Origin of the sequence: Stenotrophomonas sp. MH181796, assembly GCF_009659995.1 — a bacterium.
GTDB classification, from domain to species: domain Bacteria; phylum Pseudomonadota; class Gammaproteobacteria; order Xanthomonadales; family Xanthomonadaceae; genus Stenotrophomonas; species Stenotrophomonas riyadhensis.
The window spans coordinates 272,948-288,384 of sequence record NZ_RAHU01000006.1 but is presented as its reverse complement, the minus strand read 5'-3'; the positions used below and the strand labels follow the sequence as shown (position 1 = coordinate 288,384).

The 15,437-nt window shown below is 68.0% G+C and carries 14 protein-coding genes and 1 other RNA gene; 4 read left to right on the top strand and 11 right to left on the bottom strand.

The genetic code is table 11. The annotated features are described in order from the left end of the window. Positions 1-24: 24 nt before the first annotated feature. From murG to mraZ, 9 genes are read right to left on the bottom strand one after another with little or no spacing between them, the layout of a single operon-like run. Positions 25-1,113, bottom strand: a complete 1,089-nt coding sequence (murG, locus tag D5301_RS16460; protein WP_153856295.1) for an undecaprenyldiphospho-muramoylpentapeptide beta-N-acetylglucosaminyltransferase — start codon at positions 1,111-1,113, stop codon at positions 25-27. Beyond that, positions 1,110-2,429, bottom strand: a complete 1,320-nt coding sequence (gene ftsW / locus D5301_RS16455; protein WP_153856294.1) for a putative lipid II flippase FtsW — start codon at positions 2,427-2,429, stop codon at positions 1,110-1,112. Before ftsW ends, murG begins: the two co-directional genes overlap by 4 nt. Before the next feature lies 1 nt (position 2,430). Beyond that, positions 2,431-3,516, bottom strand: coding sequence for a phospho-N-acetylmuramoyl-pentapeptide-transferase (gene mraY, locus D5301_RS16450; protein ID WP_010481929.1), 1,086 nt, complete (start codon positions 3,514-3,516; stop codon positions 2,431-2,433). Next, positions 3,506-4,900, bottom strand: a complete 1,395-nt coding sequence (gene murF / locus D5301_RS16445; RefSeq protein ID WP_153856293.1) for a UDP-N-acetylmuramoyl-tripeptide--D-alanyl-D-alanine ligase — start codon at positions 4,898-4,900, stop codon at positions 3,506-3,508. Before murF ends, mraY begins: the two co-directional genes overlap by 11 nt. After that, positions 4,897-6,405, bottom strand: coding sequence for a UDP-N-acetylmuramoyl-L-alanyl-D-glutamate--2,6-diaminopimelate ligase (locus D5301_RS16440; RefSeq protein WP_153856292.1), 1,509 nt, complete (start codon positions 6,403-6,405; stop codon positions 4,897-4,899). Before D5301_RS16440 ends, murF begins: the two co-directional genes overlap by 4 nt. Next, entirely contained in the window at positions 6,402-8,246 is a 1,845-nt protein-coding gene (locus D5301_RS16435) for a penicillin-binding protein 2 (RefSeq protein WP_153856291.1), read from the bottom strand. The genes D5301_RS16440 and D5301_RS16435 overlap by 4 nt, the downstream gene beginning before the upstream one ends. Then, on the bottom strand, positions 8,243-8,506 hold the full coding sequence (gene ftsL / locus D5301_RS16430) for a cell division protein FtsL (protein WP_005412242.1): 264 nt from the start codon (positions 8,504-8,506) through the stop codon (positions 8,243-8,245). The genes D5301_RS16435 and ftsL overlap by 4 nt, the downstream gene beginning before the upstream one ends. Beyond that, positions 8,503-9,471 (bottom strand): 16S rRNA (cytosine(1402)-N(4))-methyltransferase RsmH, encoded by a 969-nt coding sequence (gene rsmH, locus D5301_RS16425; protein ID WP_049425020.1) that lies wholly within the window; start codon positions 9,469-9,471, stop codon positions 8,503-8,505. Before rsmH ends, ftsL begins: the two co-directional genes overlap by 4 nt. Positions 9,472-9,485: 14 nt before the next feature. Continuing rightward, positions 9,486-9,932, bottom strand: coding sequence for a division/cell wall cluster transcriptional repressor MraZ (mraZ, locus tag D5301_RS16420; protein WP_004143635.1), 447 nt, complete (start codon positions 9,930-9,932; stop codon positions 9,486-9,488). Positions 9,933-10,255: 323 nt separating this feature from the next. On the opposite strand from mraZ, the gene D5301_RS16415 reads away from it, so the two are divergent. Then, on the top strand, positions 10,256-11,032 hold the full coding sequence (locus D5301_RS16415; protein ID WP_110711044.1) for an NRDE family protein: 777 nt from the start codon (positions 10,256-10,258) through the stop codon (positions 11,030-11,032). Positions 11,033-11,348: 316 nt separating this feature from the next. Next, entirely contained in the window at positions 11,349-11,828 is a 480-nt protein-coding gene (locus tag D5301_RS16410) for a DM13 domain-containing protein (protein WP_153856290.1), read from the top strand. Between the two features lie 114 nt (positions 11,829-11,942). Here D5301_RS16410 and rnpB read toward each other — a convergent pair. Together rnpB and rsmI are read right to left on the bottom strand one after the other, a co-directional pair. Continuing rightward, positions 11,943-12,294: RNase P RNA component class A (rnpB, locus tag D5301_RS16405), an RNA gene on the bottom strand. Positions 12,295-12,452: 158 nt separating this feature from the next. Then, positions 12,453-13,271, bottom strand: coding sequence for a 16S rRNA (cytidine(1402)-2'-O)-methyltransferase (gene rsmI, locus D5301_RS16400; protein WP_005408070.1), 819 nt, complete (start codon positions 13,269-13,271; stop codon positions 12,453-12,455). Positions 13,272-13,352: 81 nt separating this feature from the next. Here rsmI and D5301_RS16395 point away from each other — a divergent pair, with 81 nt between their 5' ends. After that, a complete protein-coding gene (locus D5301_RS16395; protein ID WP_153856289.1) occupies positions 13,353-15,074 on the top strand; it encodes a penicillin-binding protein activator in 1,722 nt (573 codons plus the stop codon). Next, positions 15,064-15,432 carry a YraN family protein gene (locus D5301_RS16390; RefSeq protein ID WP_324187340.1) on the top strand — a complete coding sequence of 123 codons (369 nt, stop codon included), beginning with the start codon at positions 15,064-15,066 and terminating at the stop codon, positions 15,430-15,432. The genes D5301_RS16395 and D5301_RS16390 overlap by 11 nt, the downstream gene beginning before the upstream one ends. The last annotated feature ends 5 nt before the right edge of the window (positions 15,433-15,437 follow it).

Here is a 15,437-nt window from a genome sequence, read left to right as displayed (position 1 = left end):
GGCAGGCGCGGTGGCATGCCTTCTTCATACAGCTTCCTCGAGAATGATATCGGCGATGCGCTCGGCGGCATCGACCTTGGCCAGGGCACGCGCGGCTTGCGCCATCTGCATGCGGCGGGCGGGATTTTCGGACAGATCGCGCAGCAGTGCGGCAATGCCGTCGGCCAGCGTTCCGTCCTGCTTCAGCAAAACCGCCGCGCCGCGCTCGACCAGGTACTCCGCATTGCGGGTCTGGTGATCGTCGACGGCAGCGGGGAAAGGCACCAGCACGCTGCCGACACCCACCGCACACAGCTCGGCCAATGTCGAGGCGCCCGCGCGACACACCACCAGGTCCGCCCAGGCAAAGGCCTCGGCCATGTCGGCGATGAACGGCGTGATTTCTGCCTGCACGCCGGCCTTGGCATAGGCCTCGACCGCTTCGGCATGCATCTTCTCGCCGCTCTGGTGGCGCACCTGCACCGGAACCCCGGTACCCAGTGCGGCGATCGCCTGCGGCACGCCGGTGTTGAGTGCGCGCGCGCCCTGGCTGCCGCCCACCACCAGCACGCGCAGCGGGCCATGACGGTCGGCGAAGCGTTGTTCCGGCGGTGCGATGGCGGCGATTTCGGCGCGCACCGGGTTACCGACGAACTCCTCGCCCTTGGCGAAGGTGCCCGGGAAACCGGTCAGCAGCCGGCGCGCATAGCGCGACAGGATGCGGTTGGTCATGCCCGGCGCACGGTTCTGCTCATGCACCAGCAGCGGCAAGCCATGCAGGCGCGCGGCCATGCCACCCGGCCCGGACGCGAAGCCACCAAAGGCGACCACGGCACGCGGCTGGCGCTTGCGGATGATCATGCCGGCCGCGCGCAGCGCGCGCATCAGCCGCCACGGCGCGCCGAGCAGAGCCAGCTTGCCCTTGCCACGCAGGCCGGTGATGGCCAGCGTGTCGATCGGAATGTCGTGCTGCGGCACCAGGCGGGTTTCCATCGCACCGTCGGCGCCCATCCAGGTGACCGGCACGCCGCGCTCGCGCAGCACGCGGGCCACGGCCAGGCCGGGGAAGATGTGCCCGCCGGTGCCACCGGCGAGGATCATCACTGGACGTGCAGTGTGGGCGGCTGCGTTCATGACAGCCTCCCGAAGGTCGGTTCGACGCGCGACTGCAGGCGGCTGGTGCCGCGTGCAGCGTTCGGCGCAGCGGCCGCCGTCGGCTCGGCGCTCATCGGCACGCTGGCGGCCACCGGTGCGGCGGGCTCGTCCATCGGCTCGGCAGCGGCGTCTTCGGCGCCACCGATGCGCACGGCCTGGCGGCGCTCGGCGCGCTTGAGTTCATACGACACGCGCAGCAGCAGGCCCATCGCCACGCAGGTCATCAGCACCGACGAACCGCCGGAGGAGATCAGCGGCAGGGTCAGGCCCTTGGTCGGCAGGATGCCCAGGTTCACGCCGATAGAGACGAAGGTCTGCATGCTGATCCACAGGCCGATGCCGAAGGCGATGTAGCCGGAGAAGTGGCGCTTCATTTCCACGCAGCGCATGCCCAGCCAGAACGTGCGACCGACCAGCAGCGCGTACAGCGCCACGATCACGCAGGTGCCCAGGAAGCCGAACTCCTCTGCGGTGACCGAGAAGATGAAGTCGGTATGCGCTTCCGGCAGGTAGTACAGCTTCTGCACCGAGTTGCCCAGGCCGACGCCGGTCCACTCGCCACGGCCCACCGCCATCAGCGCGTTCGACAGCTGGTAGCCGTCGCCCTGCTGGTCGGCCCACGGGTCCAGGAAGGAGGTGATGCGGCGCATGCGGTACGGCTCGATGATCGCCAGCGCGCTCATCCCGACCAAGCCGATGATCACCGGCATCGACATGCGCGGCATGTTCACCCCGCCCAGCACCAGCATGCCGGCGGTGATCGCCAGCAGCAGGGTCGAGGAACCGAAGTCCGGCTGGAGCAGCAGCAGCACCACCAGCGCACCGGCCACGCCCAGCGGCTTGAGCATCGCCGGCCAGGTCGCGTTGACCTCGTCGCGGAAGCGCACCAGGTAGCTGGACAGCCACACGATGTAGAGCACCTTCACCGCTTCGACCGTCTGGAACTTGGAGATGCCCAGGTTGATCCAGCGGCGCGCACCGTTGACGGTGCTGCCCAGGCCCGGCGTGAACACCGCCAGCAGCAGCACGAAGCAGCCCAGCAGCAGCATCTGGTTGTACTGCTCGATGGACTTCAGCTCGGTGCGGGCGGCGATGACCGCCAGCACGATACCGACCGCCAGGAAGATCAGGTGGCGGTTGAGGTAGTAGAACGGGCTGCTCATCAATGCGATCGAGCTGGACGCCACCATCACCACGCCGACACCGGTGAGCGCGATGATCGCGCCCAGCAGCCACTTGTCGTAGCTGCCTTCGATGGCTTCAAGGCGTGTTGCCTGGCGGGACAGGTCGTTCATCTCAGCGCACCTTCAACGTGGCCAGGCCGATCAGCACGAGCACGACGGAGATGATCCAGAAGCGCACGATCACGCGCGGCTCGGGCCAGCCCTTCAGTTCGAAATGGTGGTGGATCGGCGCCATGCGGAACACGCGCTTGCCGGTCAGCTTGAACGAGGCGACCTGGATCATCACCGACAGCGTTTCGATGACGAACACGCCGCCCATGATCACCAGCACCAGCTCCTGGCGGGTGATCACCGCGATCGTGCCCAGCACCGCGCCCAGCGCCAGCGCGCCGATGTCGCCCATGAACACCATGGCCGGATAGGTGTTGAACCACAGGAAGCCGAGACCCGCACCGGCGATGGCCGCGCAGATGATGACCAGCTCGCCGGCGCCCGGGATCTGCGGGATCTGCAGGTAATTGGCGAACACCACGTTGCCCGAGGCATAGGCGAACACGCCCAGTGCGCAGGCCACCAGCACGGTCGGCATGATCGCCAGGCCGTCCAGGCCGTCGGTGAGGTTCACCGCGTTGGAGAAGCCGACGATCCAGAAGTAGGCGATGGCCACGAAACCGATGCCGGCCAGCGGCAGCGCGATCGACTTGAACATCGGGATGTAGAAGGTCAGCGCTGCCGGCACGTCGGCCGTGTAGAACAGGAACAGGCCCGCGGCCAGACCGAAGATCGACTGCAGCAGGTACTTCCAGCGCGACTTCAGGCCATTCGGGTCGCGGCGGACGATCTTGATCCAGTCGTCATACCAGCCGATGGCGCCGAAGCACAGCATCACTGCCAGCACCAGCCACACGTAGCGGTTGCGCAGGTCGGCCCACATCAACACCGACAGGGTGATGGTGAGCAGGATCAGCGAACCGCCCATGGTCGGCGTACCGGCCTTGGAGAAATGGGTCTGCGGACCGTCCTTGCGGATCGGCTGGCCGCCCTTGAACTGGGCAAGCTTGCGGATCATCGCCGGGCCGAGCCACAGCGACAGGAACAGGGCCGTCAGCGCGGCAAGGATGGCGCGGAACGTCTGGTAGTTGAACAGCCCGAACAGGCTCTCCAACTGCTGCAACCATCGAGCCAGTTCATACAACATGCGGGGATTCCTCTCCTTGCGCCAGCAGCGCTTTGACAATCGTGTCCATGGCGCTGCCACGGGAACCCTTGACCAGGCAGCGCACGCCAGCGTGCAGCTCGTCCTTCAGCGCCTGCGACAGCGCGTCATGGGTGGCGAAATGACGACCGCCGTCGCCGAAGGCGGCAGCAGCGGCGGCACTGAGCGGACCCAGCGCATACAGGCGCTTCAGGCCGGCGGCGCGTGCACGGATGCCGGCCTGCGCATGCAGCGCTTCGGCGTCCGGGCCCAGCTCGCGCATGTCACCCAGCACCAGCCAGCCCTCTTCCGGCGCGGCGGCCAGGGCATCGATGGCCGCAGCCAGCGAACCCGGGTTGGCGTTGTAGCTGTCATCCACCAGCACCGCGCCATTGCGCAGCTGATGGGCGATCTGGCGACCCGGCACCGGCTGCGCTTCGGCCAGGCCGGCGGCAATCAGCGCCAGATCGACACCAGCCGCCAGCGCCAGGCTGGCAGCGGCCAGCGCATTGCTGACGTTGTGGCGACCCGGCAGGCCCAGCACCACGCGGGCTTCGCCGGTCGGTGCGACCAGGGTGAACTGGCTGCCCTGCGCGCCGGCGCGGATGTCGCGTGCGGTCACGTCCGCCGAGTGTTCCAGGCCATAGCGCAGCACACGGCTGCGCGCCGGCGTGCCGACGAAATGCTGTTCAAACCAGCGGCCGTAGGCATCGTCGACGTTGATCACCGCCACGCCATCGGCCGGCAGAGCGGCATAGATCGCGCCCTTGGTCACTGCCACGCCGAGCAGGCTGCCCATGCGTTCCAGGTGCGCCGGGGCGATGTTGTTGACCAGCGCATAGCGCGGGCGGGCGATGTCGGTCAGGTAGGCGATGTCGCCCGGCTTGCCCGCGCCCATCTCGTAGACGGCGTAGTCGGCATCTTCGGGAGCATCGATCACTGCCAGCGGCAGGCCGATCTCGTTGTTGCGGTTGCCCGGGTTGGCGTAGACCACCTTGTGCACGTGCTGGGCCACCTGCTGCAGGATCGACAGCAGCAGGCTCTTCACGCTGGTCTTGCCATTGCTGCCGGTGATCGCGAACACCTCGGTATCGCGGTCGCGCTGCATGCCGGTGGCGATCTTCGCCAGCGCCAGTTCGCTGTCGGCCACCAGCACCTGCGGCAGTTCGATCGGCAGCAGGCGCTCGACCAGCAGCGCGCTGGCACCGCGCGCCTGCGCGTCGGCGGCAAAGTCATGGCCATCGAAACGCTCGCCGCGCAGCGCCACATACAGGCTGCCCGGGCCGAGGCTGCGGGTGTCATTGCTGACCGCATCGATGGCCACGTCGTCGCCGTGGATCTCGCCGCCGGCCCAGTGTGCGATCAGCGAAAGCAGGGTGCGCTTCATGCGGTGCCCTCCCCGGCCTGCGCGCTGAGCACACCGGCCTTGGCGGCCAACGCAGCGGCAGCCACTTCGGTGTCGTCGAAGTCATGGCGCACGCCGTTCACTTCCTGGTACGGCTCGTGGCCCTTGCCGGCGATCAGGATGATGTCGCCGGCACCGGCACGCTTCACCGCCAGGCCGATCGCACGCGCGCGGCTGCGCTGCACGGTCACGGCGGAGGCATCGGTGAAGCCGGCCAGGATGTCGGCCACGATCACGTCGCCATCTTCGCCACGCGGATTGTCGTCGGTGACGATGACCTGGTTGGCCAGGCGCTCGGCAATCGCCGCCATCTGCGGGCGCTTGCCGGTATCGCGCTCGCCACCGCAGCCGAACACGCAGAACAGCGCACCGTGCAGGTGGCCATGCAGGCTGTCCAGCGCCTGTTCCAGCGCATCCGGGGTATGCGCGTAGTCGACCACCACGGTCGGCAGGCCGTCTTCGCCGCCCAGGCGGTTCATGCGGCCACGGATCGGCTGCAGCGCCGACAGCACCTCGGCAATGCGCGGCAGCGGCTGGCCCTGCGCGTGCAGGGTGCCGGCCACGGCCAGCAGGTTGTCCACGTTGAAGCGGCCCAGCAGCGGCGACTGCACCGCCGCGCGCTGGCCGTCGATGACCAGTTCGAAGGCAATGCCACGGCCGTCCAGCTGCAGCGCCTCGGCGCGCACGCTGGCGTCGGTGGCACCGCGCGAGCTCAGGCCGATCGGCTGCACGCCCGCCGGCAGGCCGGCGAACAGCTGGCGACCGAACGCGTCGTCAAGATTGATCACCGCGGCCTTCAGGCCCGGACGATGGAACAGCCGCGCCTTGGCCGCGCCGTAGCTGGCCATGTCGCCGTGGTAGTCCAGATGGTCGCGGGTGAGATTGGTGAACACCGCCACGTCATAGTGCACGGCATCCACGCGGCCCTGGTCCAGCGCGTGCGAGCTGACTTCCATCGCCACCGCGCGCGCACCGGCGTCGCGCAGCTGTGCCAGCAACGCATGCATCTGCAGCACCAGCGGCGTAGTGAAACCGGTCGGCTCAACTGCACCGTAAAGTCCGGCGCCCAACGTGCCGATACTGCCACTGGGCGTTCCGAGCAGGTGCCAGGCCTGGGCCAGCAGCTGCACGGTGGAAGTCTTGCCGTTGGTGCCGGTCACACCCACCATCGCCATCGCCCGCGACGGTGCGCCATGGAACTGGTCGGCCATCGCACCCATGCGCGCGCGCAGGCCCGGCACGGCGATCGCATCGTCCGGTGCCGGCAGTTCGGCCGGTGCCGGCGGTTCGAACAGGATGGCGCCGGCGCCGGCCGCACGGGCCTGCTCGACAAAGCCCAGGCCATGCGCGCCGAAACCGGCGATGGCGACGAAGGCATTGCCGGGGCGCACGGCGCGGCTGTCCAGCACCAGGCCGGTCAGAACGGGATCGTGGCCCGCCAGGGCCACATCCGGAAGCAACTGCGAAAGCAACATCGAAGGACTCATTGCGTGCCTCCCGTAGCGGGCGGCGTCTGGGCTTGCGCGCTGGGCAGCGCAGCATCGAATTCAGCGGCGGCATCCACCGGCAGCGCGGCTTCGGCCGGCGGCGCGGGCAGGATCGAGGCCGAGTGACCGACCTTGCCGGACTGCTGTGCGGCCAGCCACGACTGCAGGTCGTCCAGCGGCACGTCCATCAGGCGCAGGGTGCCTTCCATCACGTTGTGGTAGACCGGCGCCGACACCAGGCCGCCGTAGAACTTGCCGGCCTGCGGGTCGTTGATGACGATGACGGTGGCGAAGCGCGGGTTGGTGGCTGGCACCACGCCGGCGAACAGCGCGTTGTAATGGCCACGCTCGTAACCGCCGGGGCCGGCCTTGCGCGCGGTACCGGTCTTGCCGGCCACGCGGTAACCCAGCACCGCTGCCTGCTTGGCGCCGCCCTGGGTGACCACGGTTTCCATCATCGCCACCACCTGTTTGGCGACGTTCTCATCGATGATCTGCTGGCCTTCGTTGCGCTGGCCCTTGACGAAGGTCGGCGCGATCAACTTGCCGCCATTGGCCAACGCCGAATAGGCAGTAGCGATCTGCAGAGGGGTGACGTTCAGGCCGTAGCCGTAGGACATGGTGGTCTTGGTGGTGCCCGACCAGCGTGCCGGGCGCAGTACGACGCCGCCGGATTCACCCGGGAAGCCGCTGTGCGGCACCGAGCCGTAGCCGAAGCGACGCACGCCGTCGTAGAACACCTGGTCCGGCATCTTCGCCGCGACCTTGGCCGCGCCCACGTTCGAACTGCGGGTGATCACGCCGGTCACGTTCAGCACGCCGTTGTTGCGCGGCACGTCGCGGATGGTGAAGCGGCCCAGGGTCATGTAACCCGGGTTGGTATCGATGATGGTGTCCTTGGTCACCGCACCGGCCTGCAGCGCGGTGGCGATGGTCAACGGCTTCATCGTCGAACCCGGCTCGACCAGGTCGGTCACTGCACGGTTGCGGCGCGCATCGGGCAGCGCGCCGGTCAGCGAATTCGGGTTGTAGGTCGGCAGGTTGACCATGGCCAGGATCTCGCCGGTGGTCACGTCCATGATCACCATCGAACCGCCAGCCGCCTTGTTGGCCACCAGCGCGTTGCGCAGTTCCTTGAAGGCCAGGTACTGGATGCGGCGGTCGATGCTGAGGGTCAGGTCCTTGCCCGGCTCGGCGGCGCGCAGCAGATCGCTCTCGACCGTCTCGCCCTTGCGGTTGCGGATCACCCGCTTGGCGCCGGCCTTGCCGCGCAGCCATTCGTCGAACGCCAGTTCCAGGCCTTCCTGGCCGCGGTCGTCGATGTTGGTAAAGCCCAGCACATGCGCCATCGCCTCACCCTGCGGGTAGAAGCGGCGGAACTCGCGCTGCGCGGCCACGCCCGGAATCTTCAGCGCGACCACCTTCTCTGCCTCGTCCGGATTGATCCGGCGGCGCAGGTACATGAATTCCTTGTCCGACTTCTGCGACAGGCGGCTGCTCAGCTCATCCACCGACATGCCGACCGCCTGGGCCAGCTCGGGAATCCGCTCGGGCGAACGCAGCAGGTCCTGCGGGTTGACCCAGATCGAGGCGACCGGGGTCGACACCGCCAGTGGCTCGCCGTTGCGGTCGGTGATCATGCCGCGCGAGGTCTTGATCGGCAGCTCGCGCAGGTAGCGGGCCTCGCCCTGGCGCTGGTAGAAGTCGCTGTTGATGATCTGCACGTAGGCCGCGCGGCCGACCAGCGACACCGAACACAGGCCGAGCGCCAACGCCACCCAGCGCAGGCGCTGGCGCAGGTTGAAGGCGTTGCGCGGGCGGTTGCGGCCGGCCTTGCTCATGGGCGCACCACCACGATGTCGGCGGCCTCGGGGAACTTCATGCCGAGCTTCTCGCGGGCGATGCGATCGACACGGTTGGCTTCGGCCAGCGTTGCCTGTTCCAGCTGCAGGCGGCCGAATTCCAGATTGATGTCATCGCGCTTGCGCTCAGCGCGCGACAGCTCGATGAACGTCTGCCGGTGACGGTGACGCACGAACACGACGCCGATCGCCGAGGCCACGGTCGAGGCCAACAGGATGATCAGCAGCAGCCGGCTCATGCATCGGCCTCCCGCTTCTGGGCCACACGCAGCACGGCGCTGCGGGCGCGCGGGTTGGCAGCCAGCTCTTCGTCGGTGGCCTTGATGGCACCGCCGATCAGGTCCAGCGTCGGCACGAACACCTCCGCCTCGGGCAGGCGGCGGTTGGCCGGCGGGGCCTTGGCCAGGCGGTTCATGTACTGCTTGACGATGCGGTCTTCCAGCGAGTGGAAGCTGATGATCGCCAGGCGGCCACCGGGCTTGAGCCGTTCCACGGCCGCATCGAGGCCGGCTTCCAGATCGGCCAGCTCGCGGTTGATGTGGATGCGGATGGCCTGGAAGCTGCGCGTGGCCGGATGGATCTTGTCCTTGCCGCGCGGCATCACCGAGGCGATCAGCTCGGCCAGCTCGGCGGTACGGGAGAACGGCTGCTTCTCGCGGCGGGCCACGATGGCGCGCGCGATACGGCGGCTCTGGCGCTCTTCGCCATAGGTCCACAGCACATCGGCAATCTCGCGCTCTTCAACGCGGTTGATCCACTGTGCGGCGCTTTCACCGTTGTCCGGATCCATGCGCATGTCCAGCGGGCCGTCCTTGCCGAAGCTGAAGCCTCGTTCGGCCACGTCCAGCTGCGGCGACGACACGCCCAGGTCGAACAGGACGCCGTCCAGGCCTTCAGCCGTCGCATCCCACTGCAGCAGCTGGGCGAAGCTGCCACGGAAGATGGACACGCGCGGGTCCGGCGCGAAATCGCGCTCGGCTACGGCGATGGCTTCCGGATCCTTGTCCATGACCAGCAGGCGCCCCTCGGGACCGAGCTGGGTGAGCACGCCACGTGCATGACCGCCACGACCGAACGTGCCATCCAGATAACGTCCGTTTTCGATCACCCTCAGGCCTTCAAGGACCTGGGTGTACAGGACCGGCAGGTGCACCGCCGGCGACTGCGACACCGGAAGGTGACCGGCCTGCGCTTCTGGGCGCATCCGGGCACCCCGGCTCACAACTTCAGGTCGAGCAACCCATCACCCAGATCCTCGTCAGACAACGTCTGCTGGATCAGGGCCCGATGCGCCTGCTCGCTCCACAATTCGAACTTGTCGCCCATACCGAGCAATACCGCCTTCTTCTCAATGCCCACCGCACCGCGGTGGCTGGCGGGGATGCTGATGCGACCGTTGCCGTCCAGCTCCAGATGGGCGGCCGAGCCGACCAGCTTCTGCTGCAACAGGCGCACGACGCGCTGGGTGTTGGGCTTGGACATCACGTCGTCGCGGACCCGCTCCCATTCCGACTCTGCATACAGCCACAGGCAGCCGGCTTCGAACGGGTTGTAGGTCAGCACGAGACGGTTGTTGCTGGCGCGCGCGACGAGGTCGCGGTAAGCGGTGGGAACCGCCATGCGCCCTTTATCGTCAACTGTGATGGCCGTCTCGCCCTGGAACACGACGCGTGCACCTATCCTTCGCCCGGTGAAACATTGAACCACGAAAACCCACAAAACACCCGGATTTCCCTCTGATGCCCACCTTAGCAGCGGCCCGAGGGTTGTCAACAACTTTTCCGCAGGGAAATCGCCAGCCGCATCAATGGCTTGCAACAACCTTTAGAGAATTGTTCAAGGCTTATCCACAAGTTGCTGATCCGTCTCAATTTTTGAGATTGAACGGAAGTTCAGGGGCGTGGAGAGGGCGTGAAACATCGGCCGCGCATTCATCCGGAACGCGCCGGAAACGACGCCGGACTGCGCAAACCGTGCACAATGAGGCCATGTGCCTGCTCGCTCTTGGCTGGATGCACCACCCGCGCTGGCGGCTGGTGATGACCGGCAACCGTGATGAGTTCCACGCCCGCCCGACGGCGGCGCTGGCCCCCTGGCAAGATGAGACCTCCGTCATCGGGGGGCGCGACCTGCGCTCCGGCGGTGGCTGGGCCGGCGTCGGTGCCACGGGCCGGATGGCGGTGGTCACCAATGTGCGTGATCCGCTGGCCGCGCAGACCGGCCCTTCACGGGGCGCGCTGGTCGCCGACTTCCTGCGCGGCCGCGACCCCGCCGCCGTGCATATCGACCGGTTGGCGACCGTGGCCGGCGCCTACGCCCCGTTCAACCTCCTGCTGGCCGATAGCGACAGCCTTGAGTACCTGGGCAACCATCCCGCCGAGCGCCAAAGCCTGGGACCCGGGGTACATGGCATGTCCAACGGCGCACTGGACGCACCCTGGCCGAAGACCCGGCGGCTGATGGCCGCGCTTGAAGCCTGGTTGAAGGAAGACGGGGTCAGATCCCTTTCCCAAGGGGAAAGGGATCTGACCCCACTCTGGAACGCGCTGGCCGACGAACACCGCCCCGCCGACAGCGACCTGCCCGACACCGGCATCGGCCTGGAGCGCGAACGCTGGCTGAGCCCGGCCTTCATCCGCGGCGACGACTACGGCACCCGTGCCAGCACCGTGCTGCTGATCGACGCCGATGGCCACGGCGAGATCCACGAGCGCCGCTTCGGCCCGCAGGGTGTACCCAGCGGACAGAGCCACGTCATTTTCTGACCCGGTCGTGCCGGCCGCTGGCCGGCAACCTCTGGATCTTCGGATGCGCCATGAAGCGGCCGGCCGGCGGTCGGCACTACCGGGCGTCGCGTTGTCGTGATCCACGCGACGGTAGTCGTCATCGCACCGGGCGCGAAACGTCATTCAGCTTCCAACCGCAACCGCGATCCGCCCGTACCACAGGGGCTCCGGCACCACCGTCCGCCCACTGTGCCCCTTTCGCATCCGGCACTGTGTCTATAAATGTCGCCCGCAACCTTCCAGGGTGGTCTTGCCCGGCGCCATGCCGCGCGATCCACACCCACAAGGAGGCCCCATGCGCCGCATCCTCATCCTGCTTGCCACCCATCTGCTCACCCTCGGCCTTGGCTTCGGCCTGGGCGTCTATCTGCTGCCGATCCTGATCGCCCCCGATGACCCGCCGGTCGCGCAGGTGCAGGCCGCCATGACTGATGCCACCTACCGCACCACCTTCCGTCGCGACCTCAAGGGCAGCGATGCGGTGCACTGGGCCGAAGGCAAGGTCAGCGTCAGCCCGCGCCAGATCGCCTTCGACGGCAAGATGGGCCCGGGCCCCGACTACAAGGTCTATCTGGTCCGCGACTTCGTCGACAACAAAGCCGATTTCCTGAAGATCAAGGCACAGGCGCAGCGCATTGGTGAAGTGAAGACCTTCAACCGTTTCCTGGTGGATGTGCCCGACACCGTGGACGTGGACGACTACACCACGGTGGTGGTGTGGTGCGAGCGCTTCTCGCAGTTCATCTCCGCAGGGCAGTACCGTACGCCGGGCTGACCGAGGCATGGGGTCGGATCCCTTTCCTCCGGAAAGGGATCCGACCCCGCAATCACGAAGCTGCCGGCCAGCGGCCGGCACTACCGATGCGCGGTTCACGCATATAGAAGAAGGAGGCGGAGCCGGCCGATAAGCCGGGTTCTGTCGTGGACAGTCATTCCTCTAGGCGTTACGTCACCGCAACGCTCAAGCAACCTACCCGGATCCAACGCGGGCCGCGCCAAAGGATCCCTATTTGGTCTTGCTCCAGGTGGGGTTTGCCGTGCCGGTCTGTTGCCAGACTCGCGGTGCGCTCTTACCGCACCATTTCACCCTTACCGGCCTTCCGAAGAAGACGTAGGCGGTATCTTTCTGTTGCACTTTCCGTCGGCTTGCGCCGCCCAGGCGTTACCTGGCACCTTGCCCTATGGAGCCCGGACTTTCCTCGGCACCCCCGAAGGGATGACGCGACTGTCTGGCCGGCTCCGCCAGCGCACATTCTAGCCTACGCACGCCCTTCCTGCCGTGCTGATCGCGGCGTCAGGTTCAGCCATCCACGCATGGCGTGGATCTTCCGATTCGCCGGACAGCGCCGGCGAAACCCGCACCGCTTTGGTGGGCGCGGACGTTGGTCCGCACGATCCATCAACTGCCGTACAACGCCTTGCGCGGTGCGCCAGTCAGCTCGGCAGCCAGCTTGGCGGCAGTCGACGGCGGCAGATGCTCGCTCAGCTTGGCATAGACGCGGCGGCCATGCGCCAGTTGCGCTTCTTCGTCATCACCCGCGCCCTGCACCATCACCACGAACTCGCCCTTGCGCTGGTTCTCGTCGGCTTCCACCTTCGCCAGCAGACCGGCCAGGTCACCATCAAGCACGGTCTCGAACAGCTTGGTCAGCTCGCGGGCCAGCACCGCCGGTCGTTCGCCGCCGAAGATTGCCGCCATGTCGGCCAGCGACTCGGCGATGCGGTGCGAGGATTCATAGAACACCATCGTGCGCACTTCGCCGGCCAATGCCTGCAAGCGGTCGCGGCGGCCGCTGGCCTTGGCCGGCAGGAAGCCCTCGAAGCTGAAGCGGTCGCTGGGCAGGCCGGCCACGCTCAGCGCGGCGATGGCGGCACAGGCACCGGGAATCGGGCTGACCTTGATGCCGGCCGCGCGCGCGGCACGCACCAGCCGGAAACCAGGATCGCTGACCAGCGGGGTGCCGGCATCGCTGACCAGCGCCAGCGATTCGCCAGCCTGCAGGCGCGAGACCAGGCGCTGTGACAGCGCCTCCTCATTGTGTTCGTGCAGGGCCACCAGCGGCTGCTGGATGCCGAAATGGGACAGCAGCTGGCCACTGCGGCGGGTGTCTTCGGCACAGATGGCCGCCACCGAACGCAGCACCTCCTGCGCGCGCGGGCTCAGATCGGCCAGGTTGCCGATCGGGGTGGCGACGACGTACAGGGTTGGCACACTCATTTCAGCGGTACTCACGGGGCAAGGGTAGAATCGTAGCGTGTACCCGGCCAAGGCCGCTGCCCTCATCGCATGGACCCGATCATGAACAAGCCCGCCGCACGGATCTCCGCCCTGTCGTTGTCGCTGATGCTGCTGGCCGGCTGTGCCACCACCAGCCTGACCAGCACGCCCGATTCGCCGGCCCAGAGCCAGGCGCTGGCGCTGATCGAACAGGGCAAGCCGCGCGACGCCGCACTGCAGCTGGAAGGCCTGGCCGCCACCCTGCGCGGCGGTGCCCGCAGCAATGCGCTGGCCGATGCCGCCTGGGCCTGGCACCTGGCCGGTGACAGTGCGCGCGCACGCAGCCTGCTGGGCCAGCTCACCGCCCGCCAGCTGTCCGGTGCCAGCCTGCAGCGCTACCAGCTGACCGGCGCCGAGCTGGCGCTGGCCGACAAGCAGCCGGCGCAGGCACTGGCACTGCTGAAGGACCATGCCGACAGTGTTGCAGCCAGCCTGCGCACACGCTGGCTGCTGGCCCGCGCCCAGGCCCTGCAGGCCACCGGCGACGCCTTCGGCGCCGCCAACGAGCGGGCCCGCGCCCATGCCGGGCTGACCGGCAGCGCGCGCAGTGAAAACCAGGCTGCAATCTCCGGCCTGCTCGGCACCCTTGACGATGCCAGCCTGCGCAGCCGTGCCGCCGCATTGCCGGCCAACGATCCGCTGTACAACTTCGCCGGCCGTGCGCTGATCGCCCGTGGCCTGCCGCTGCCGCGCCCGTTCGACCGCGATGGCGCAGCCCAGTTCGACACCAGCAAGCGACCGCCGGCGATGAGCGACGGCTACCGACCGCCGGCCAAGCTGGCCGTGCTGCTGCCACTCAGCGGCCGCCTGGCCACCGCCGCGCAGCCGGTCCGTGACGGCCTGCTGGCCGCGTACTACGGCGAGACCCGCCGTCGCCCGGAGATCAACTTCATCGACACCGCCGGCACCCCGGCCGGTGCCCTCGCCGCCTACGACAAGGCCGTCGCCTCCGGTGCCGACTTCGTGGTCGGCCCGCTGGGCCGCGACGAAGTGGACGCCGTGTACGGCCGCCAGCAGCTGCAGGTACCGGTGCTGGCGCTGAACCGCGGCAAGGATGCACCGCCGGCCGGCAGCGCCGGTTTCTCGCTGGCACCGGAAGACGACGGCATCGTCGCCGCCGAGTACCTGCGTGGACGCGAACGCAACCGCGCACTGGTGATCAGCAGCAATGACGACACCGGCCGCCGTTCCGCTGCCGCCTTCGCCCAGCGCTTCGCGCAGCGCGGCGGCCAGGTCGCGGCCACGTTCAACGTCAGCGATGCCGTGGGCGATGTCGGCGCGCAGATGCGCAATGCCGGCCAGGTCGATGCCGTGTTCCTCGCCGTGCGCGCCCCGCAGGCGCGACTGCTGGCGCCGCAGCTGGCGCTGGCCGGTGCCGGTGGTGCCACCCGCGTCGGTACCTCGCAGCTGACCGTCGGCAGCGGCAAGGTGGAAGAGGACGTGGCCCTGGACGGCATCGTCTACCCGAACGAAGCCTGGAACGTGCGCAGCGTGTCCGGCCTGCCGTCGGCCAGCCAGGTGGCCAGCACCCTGCCCAGCGCTCGCGGTGCGGCCGGCCGCCTGTTCGCCTTCGGCGCCGATGCCTGGAAGATCACCGCCTACCTGGACAAGCTGTCCAACGAAGGCGGCCTGGACGGTGCCACCGGCACCCTGTTCCTGGACAGCAACGGCAACATCCTGCGCCAGCCGGCGTGGTCCACCTTCAATGGCGGCCGGCCGATGCCGATCGTCGGTGGTCGCTGAGCGCAGCCAACGTGGCTCGGCGGTGGAAGCCGCCGCCGAGCAGCACCTGCAACAGGCCGGACTGCAGCCGCATGCGCGCAACGTGCGTTACCGCGGCGGTGAACTGGACCTGGTGATGGACGATGCCGGCACCGTGGTGTTCGTGGAAGTGCGCTATCGCGCGCGCTCCGATTTCGGTGGTGGCGCCGCCTCGGTGGATGCGCGCAAGTGCCGGCGTCTGGCGCATGCCGCGCAGCTGTTCCTGCAGGACAACCCGGCGCTGGCCAATGCACCCTGCCGTTTTGATGTGGTGGAGGCCACGGGCGAGCCGCCGCAGCTGCGGTGGCTGCGTGATGCGTTCCGGCTGGATGACTGCTGATGGTT

What these genes read in the sequence shown, in the direction of transcription:
- murG (WP_153856295.1), bottom strand. Translation starts at nt 1,113, where the DNA reads ATGAACGCAGCCGCCCACACTGCACGTCCAGTGATGATCCTCGCCGGT.
- ftsW (WP_153856294.1), bottom strand. Translation starts at nt 2,429, where the DNA reads ATGAACGACCTGTCCCGCCAGGCAACACGCCTTGAAGCCATCGAAGGC.
- mraY (WP_010481929.1), bottom strand. Translation starts at nt 3,516, where the DNA reads ATGTTGTATGAACTGGCTCGATGGTTGCAGCAGTTGGAGAGCCTGTTC.
- murF (WP_153856293.1), bottom strand. Translation starts at nt 4,900, where the DNA reads ATGAAGCGCACCCTGCTTTCGCTGATCGCACACTGGGCCGGCGGCGAG.
- D5301_RS16440 (WP_153856292.1), bottom strand. Translation starts at nt 6,405, where the DNA reads ATGAGTCCTTCGATGTTGCTTTCGCAGTTGCTTCCGGATGTGGCCCTG.
- D5301_RS16435 (WP_153856291.1), bottom strand. Translation starts at nt 8,246, where the DNA reads ATGAGCAAGGCCGGCCGCAACCGCCCGCGCAACGCCTTCAACCTGCGC.
- ftsL (WP_005412242.1), bottom strand. Translation starts at nt 8,506, where the DNA reads ATGAGCCGGCTGCTGCTGATCATCCTGTTGGCCTCGACCGTGGCCTCG.
- rsmH (WP_049425020.1), bottom strand. Translation starts at nt 9,471, where the DNA reads ATGCGCCCAGAAGCGCAGGCCGGTCACCTTCCGGTGTCGCAGTCGCCG.
- D5301_RS16415 (WP_110711044.1), top strand. Translation starts at nt 10,256, where the DNA reads ATGTGCCTGCTCGCTCTTGGCTGGATGCACCACCCGCGCTGGCGGCTG.
- D5301_RS16410 (WP_153856290.1), top strand. Translation starts at nt 11,349, where the DNA reads ATGCGCCGCATCCTCATCCTGCTTGCCACCCATCTGCTCACCCTCGGC.
- rsmI (WP_005408070.1), bottom strand. Translation starts at nt 13,271, where the DNA reads ATGAGTGTGCCAACCCTGTACGTCGTCGCCACCCCGATCGGCAACCTG.
- D5301_RS16395 (WP_153856289.1), top strand. Translation starts at nt 13,353, where the DNA reads ATGAACAAGCCCGCCGCACGGATCTCCGCCCTGTCGTTGTCGCTGATG.